Annotated in this window: 6 protein-coding genes, 1 tRNA gene and 2 pseudogenes; all 9 read left to right on the plus strand. The window is 40.9% G+C overall.

Annotation, left to right across the window (positions count from 1 at the left end; genetic code table 11):
• Positions 1-287: pseudogene (locus Q0257_RS12625) on the plus strand (1-deoxy-D-xylulose-5-phosphate reductoisomerase); the annotation flags it as partial.
• Between the two features lie 77 nt (positions 288-364).
• A complete protein-coding gene (locus tag Q0257_RS12630) occupies positions 365-1,318 on the plus strand; it encodes a DUF3137 domain-containing protein (protein WP_298025325.1) in 954 nt (317 codons plus the stop codon).
• A gap of 193 nt (positions 1,319-1,511) precedes the next feature.
• Positions 1,512-2,120: a hypothetical protein gene (locus Q0257_RS12635; RefSeq protein ID WP_298025328.1), complete on the plus strand. Its 609-nt coding sequence runs from the start codon at positions 1,512-1,514 to the stop codon at positions 2,118-2,120.
• Positions 2,048-2,485 (plus strand): DUF3137 domain-containing protein, encoded by a 438-nt coding sequence (locus Q0257_RS12640; RefSeq protein ID WP_298025330.1) that lies wholly within the window; start codon positions 2,048-2,050, stop codon positions 2,483-2,485. The genes Q0257_RS12635 and Q0257_RS12640 overlap by 73 nt, the downstream gene beginning before the upstream one ends.
• A 404-nt stretch (positions 2,486-2,889) precedes the next feature.
• Positions 2,890-2,965, plus strand: a tRNA-Val gene (locus Q0257_RS12645).
• Between the two features lie 192 nt (positions 2,966-3,157).
• Complete coding sequence (locus Q0257_RS12650; RefSeq protein WP_298025333.1) at positions 3,158-3,418, plus strand: hypothetical protein; 261 nt, start codon at positions 3,158-3,160, stop codon at positions 3,416-3,418.
• A gap of 81 nt (positions 3,419-3,499) precedes the next feature.
• The gene (locus tag Q0257_RS12655) at positions 3,500-4,057 is read left to right on the plus strand and encodes a hypothetical protein (protein WP_298025335.1); all 558 of its coding nucleotides are present in this window, start codon (positions 3,500-3,502) and stop codon (positions 4,055-4,057) included.
• A gap of 115 nt (positions 4,058-4,172) precedes the next feature.
• A complete protein-coding gene (locus Q0257_RS12660; protein ID WP_298025338.1) occupies positions 4,173-4,580 on the plus strand; it encodes a hypothetical protein in 408 nt (135 codons plus the stop codon).
• A 130-nt stretch (positions 4,581-4,710) separates the two neighbouring features.
• A pseudogene (locus Q0257_RS12665) lies at positions 4,711-4,897 on the plus strand (hypothetical protein); the annotation flags it as partial.

The following is a 4,897-nucleotide window of genomic DNA, read 5'->3' on the forward strand; positions in this document are numbered from 1 at the left end:
CGATAGAATTTAAGCCGATCGACGAGATGAAATTTCAAATCTTTACCCTCAAAGATGCGCTGTTAGCAAACCCCGATCTCGGCGTCGTCATCAACGCCGCGAACGAAGCGGGCGTAAATGCGTTTTTGCAGCAGCGGTGCCGCTTCACCGACATTGCGCGTGTCGTGCTAAAGTGCGTGGAGAAATTTAACTCGCCTAGCGTAACGGACGCGGACGCGCTTGTAGCGGTGGATGCGAGCGTGCGAGCGTATGCAAACGAGCTGCTGAAATTTAACGGGGAGCTTTAAGCCTAGCTTTGCCTGCTTAAATTTAAATGTTAAATTTAGGCTATCTTGCCGCAAGCGGTGAAATTTAGGATCAAAAATTGTTAGGCGTACAAACAACTATCGTAAATTTGGAAAAAGAGCGCCGCAAGCTGCTGCAAAGCCGCATAAAATGGAAAATAATAAGCCTGCTTAAAGCCTGTGCGATATTTATCCCTGCGGTTTTCTTAATGAGATATATGGCTAGCCAAGAGGGTACACCTTTGGGAATGCCGTATCTTTTATTTGGTCTAAGCATAGCGCTATATTTTACTTATAAGCTATTTTACGAAAAAACCTACAAAGTCAAAACGCGAGAATTCGCGTTGCAATACAAAGCCCTCTATATAATGCCATACATCGAAAGTCTAGGATACAAATACAATAGATTCGGCGCCGTAACCCAAGAGCAAGACATCCTGCAAAGCGGGCTTTTTAATCAATATGCAAATTCTGGCGGAGATGATTTGATATACGGAAGCATAGACGGCGTGGACTTTAGCTTCTGCGATATTTGGATGTCTAAAGAGACTATAGATGATAGTTTTTTCACTTTGACTTATGAAAAGAAGGAAATGGAGATATTTCAAGGTCTTTTTTTCGCAGCCGATTTTCATAAAAAGATTAGATCCGACATTTTTATTCTTCCAAGAAAAATAAAGCTACCGCACGGCGTCTTGGAAAGCGGTGCAAGATCTTGCAATATGGATAACGCGAAATTTAACAGATCTTTTGCGGTATATACAAAAGATGCGGTCGCCGCAGCGTATGTACTCACGCCCGTGCTGATGGAGAAAATTTTATTTTTAAAAACGCTTGCGAAATCGGAGATCGCGCTTAGCTTCAGAAAAAGTAAAATTTATATAAAAATACCTCGCGGATACGATAGCTTTGAGCCCGATCTAAATAGGCCAATACGCGGTGATAGGCTCGCGAGTAAGATACAAATCGATCTGGACGCGATGCTGCAAATCGTAAAAATTTTAAGGCTGAATGAAAAAATTTGGACGTCTTAACGGGCGCAAGGCGGAGCGAGGCAAGCGAGCAAAACGAGGCAGGGCGGGGCGAACAAATAGAACGCACAGCTCGCGCAAGCAGCCGTAAAATTTAGCGGCATATAAACAGCGTGCGCCTATTGCGCCGTATCGGGCGCAGATTTACGCTGTGCCGCAAGGTTGCGCCATTAAATTTAATAAATAGAGGTTGGGCGTGGATATTAAAACCGTAATAGATTTAGAAAAGCAGCGCAAACAGCTTAAGAAAAGTCGCAAGCTTTGGAAAATTTTAAGTTACCTCGTAGCGTTTGTGGTTTTCGGTCCGATGCTTGCACTCGCATTGATAATCATCTTTCTTGATTTTCCCAAACTCGATCTCGGCGTAGAAAGTTTATTTCTTTTAGTCGCGTCTATTTTAGCAATAATCAGTACGAGAGATGAATTTTACGAGTGGATTTTTGAGCGCAAAACCGAGCGATTTTTGATGCGCTACAAAGAGCTATATCTCAAGCCTTATATCGAGAGTCTGGGCTTTTCGTATAAAATGGGCGCGCTTTTTCAGGAAAAAGAGGTGAGGCAGAGCGAGATATTTGACGGATTTGATAGATTTCGCGCGGACGATCTGGTTTACGCAAGCGCGGACGGAGTGGATTTTATGTTTTGCGACATAAGGCTGGAAAAGGAGACCGGCAGTGGAACTTCGTCATTTTTTAAAAAGAGTTACACTACATTTTTCGAGGGGCCTTTTTTGTGGCAAATTTTAATAAAAAAATTGACTCCGATGTTTTTGTTTTTTCGGGCGCGGCGGCACCCACAGGCATAGATTTGCCGCCTTCGGGGCTGCCACGCGGGCTATGGAGCGACCGTAAAATCATAATAGATAATGCAGATTTCAACGCAAATTTCTCGGTTTATGCAAGCGATACGGTAGCGGCTATGTATGTCTTGACGCCCGCGCTGATGGAGAAAATTCTATCTCTTAAACAGCTCGTAAAATCGGATATCTCGCTGAGCTTTAAGCAAAATAAAATTTATATCGCGATATCTCGCGGCGCCGATAGTTTCGAGCCGAGCTTGGATCAGCCGATACTCAATGCCCGCATCGCAAAGGATATCAAGGCGGATCTAGACGCGATGCTGCAAATCGTAAAAATTCTAAAGCTGAATGAAAAAATTTGGACGTCTTAACGGGTGCAAGGCGGGGCGAGGCAAGCGGGCGAAACAAGTAAAGCGGGGCGGAACAAACGAAACACGCGGCTTGCGCAAGGAGCTGCAAAATTTAGCGACATCCAAGCGAAACGCACCAAAATCGCGCCATATCTGGCGTAAATTTACGCTGCGCCGCGAGTTTGCGCCATTAAATTTTACGTGGATTTTGGAAAGATCATGAAATTTTGCGCGGGATTTCGGCATGGGGATTTTGGCAAAATCGTGAAATTTCGCGTAGAATTTCGGCGGGGATTTGACGTCACGGCGAAATCTTGTATAGAATTTCGGCAAGGGTAAGATGATAAAATTTCGGCGGAATTTTACGAAAAGTTAAAATTTGCTTGCTATTGAGAGATTTTTTTGATATACTGCCGTTTCTTTTTGGCCCCGTAACTCAGTTGGTAGAGTGTCACCTTGACATGGTGGAAGTCGTTGGTTCGAGTCCAATCGGGACCACCACTTAAGTTGTTTTCAAATTTTAACCGCTTCATTTGCGCGCACAGCACTTATCTTAAATTTAGTTATTCCAACCTCTTTCATTTTTATTTTAGATATAATTTTCCCGAAATACTATGAGATCGGTTAAGCAGATCAATTAGATAAATTTCTGATCGGTAATCGATTAAATTTAGAAAGGAGTATCGGCGATATATGGGGCAGTATGTTATAAAAACCTTAGACTACTGCGCAGAAAAGGGACTGCAGCTACAATGGGAAAAGGACTTCGCGATCTCCGTCAATGCTCCAGGAAACGAAGTTACTATAAGGGCGAATAAAAGCGGGCTTATATCTCTTGCCAGGCATTTGCTTACTTTAGCGCAAGATTCTGCGCCGAAACATTCGCATATACATCTGGATGAGTATAATTCGCTTGAGGAGGGCTCGGCGGAACTTATATTGGAGAAAATATGAACACGAATAGCATCAATGTAGATGGAAAGAGTTATTATACTCCGCAATCAAAGGGATTGGGATTATACTTGACGGCGCTTGATGAATAACGGTATAGTGCGCAAAAGGAGAATAAAATCAGTGCTGCCGAATAAAATTTATATAAAAGACAATCCTCTAACTATCGATGAGGAACTTATGGGGCATGAGTATCATAAATTAGATATTAAAATTCTAGAAGACAAAAAGCTTGTGGTCTTAGGTTTTACTACAAATTTGGCTATGTATTATTTCGCAAAAAACATTTTAACATCATCGTATGATGAAAGAATCTCATACCTAGAGCTTTTTCCTTATGAATATTGGGTGGGAGGAGCGCGATTTGCAAAAAATAGCGCTCAACTATGCATAGATATAGAGGAATTTATCAAAATGGACGAAGCGGAGTGCTGCATAGCGGACGATATGGACAGGTATAAATTTGAGCTGGATTTTAAAACATTCTACCAAAGCGTTACATTTTATTTCCCTAATACGAAGGATTACATAAATTTCGCCAAATATCTGCTAAGTATGAGTATCTACAATAGAAAAAATAGGGTAAAATTTTATAGCGAAGATTATACGTTGATTTTACAATATTGCAGGTTTGTCATATGAGAAATTTAGAGCGATCGAAAATAAAATTTCTCTCATAGAGCCAAAATTTAAGGATCAGACGGTATGGCGCAAAACGCTATGAATAAAGCAAACCATAACGAAAAGGAGCAGCAAAATGTCAGATAGAATCGGCTATTTTTTTCTTGGCGTAGTATTCTTTTTATACCTTATAATTTTTGCAGTAAATAAAAATATAAAGATAGGCGAGAAATATATTAAATTTGATGATGCGGGTATTTTATGGGTATTGCCCGCAACTGTATTTTTAATAGCGGGTATTTGCTTCTTTTACCTCGCCTTCCGCTCTGAAAAGAACATAAAAAGATATCCGAAGTATATGTGGTGTAAGGACTGCTGTAAATTTTACATGTACGAGAATGTCAAAGATACGGATCAAATTTGCCCGGACTGCGGCAAAAAGCTAACGGAGTATAAAAATGACGGCGTGTATCGACAAGGAAACGCCTCCGAGCAAAGCACTAAAACTCCGAAGATCAAAAAGCGTAAATTTAAAAAGCGATGAAATTTGATTTGTTATAGAGGAATATATAAAAATGCTAAATAGAATTTTTGCATTAATCGGCTTTTTTGCTTTTTTCGCATGGGGACTAGCGGCCGCTTTATTGGGAAAAGTCGATATAAAGCCAGACTTTATGGCATCTGTAAAGCTTGAAAGCGCGTATCTGCGTATCATCATAGAAATTTTATGCTTTGCGGCGTGCGCTTTCTTTGCATATCTCGCATTTCGCCCTGAAAAAAGCATAAAATATTATCCTAAATTTATGCGTTGCAAAGGGTGTTTTAAATTTTATAATTTCTCGGACGTTAAAGATAAGAGCA

This window comes from uncultured Campylobacter sp. (genome assembly GCF_938018035.1).
In the GTDB taxonomy this organism is placed as follows: domain Bacteria; phylum Campylobacterota; class Campylobacteria; order Campylobacterales; family Campylobacteraceae; genus Campylobacter_B.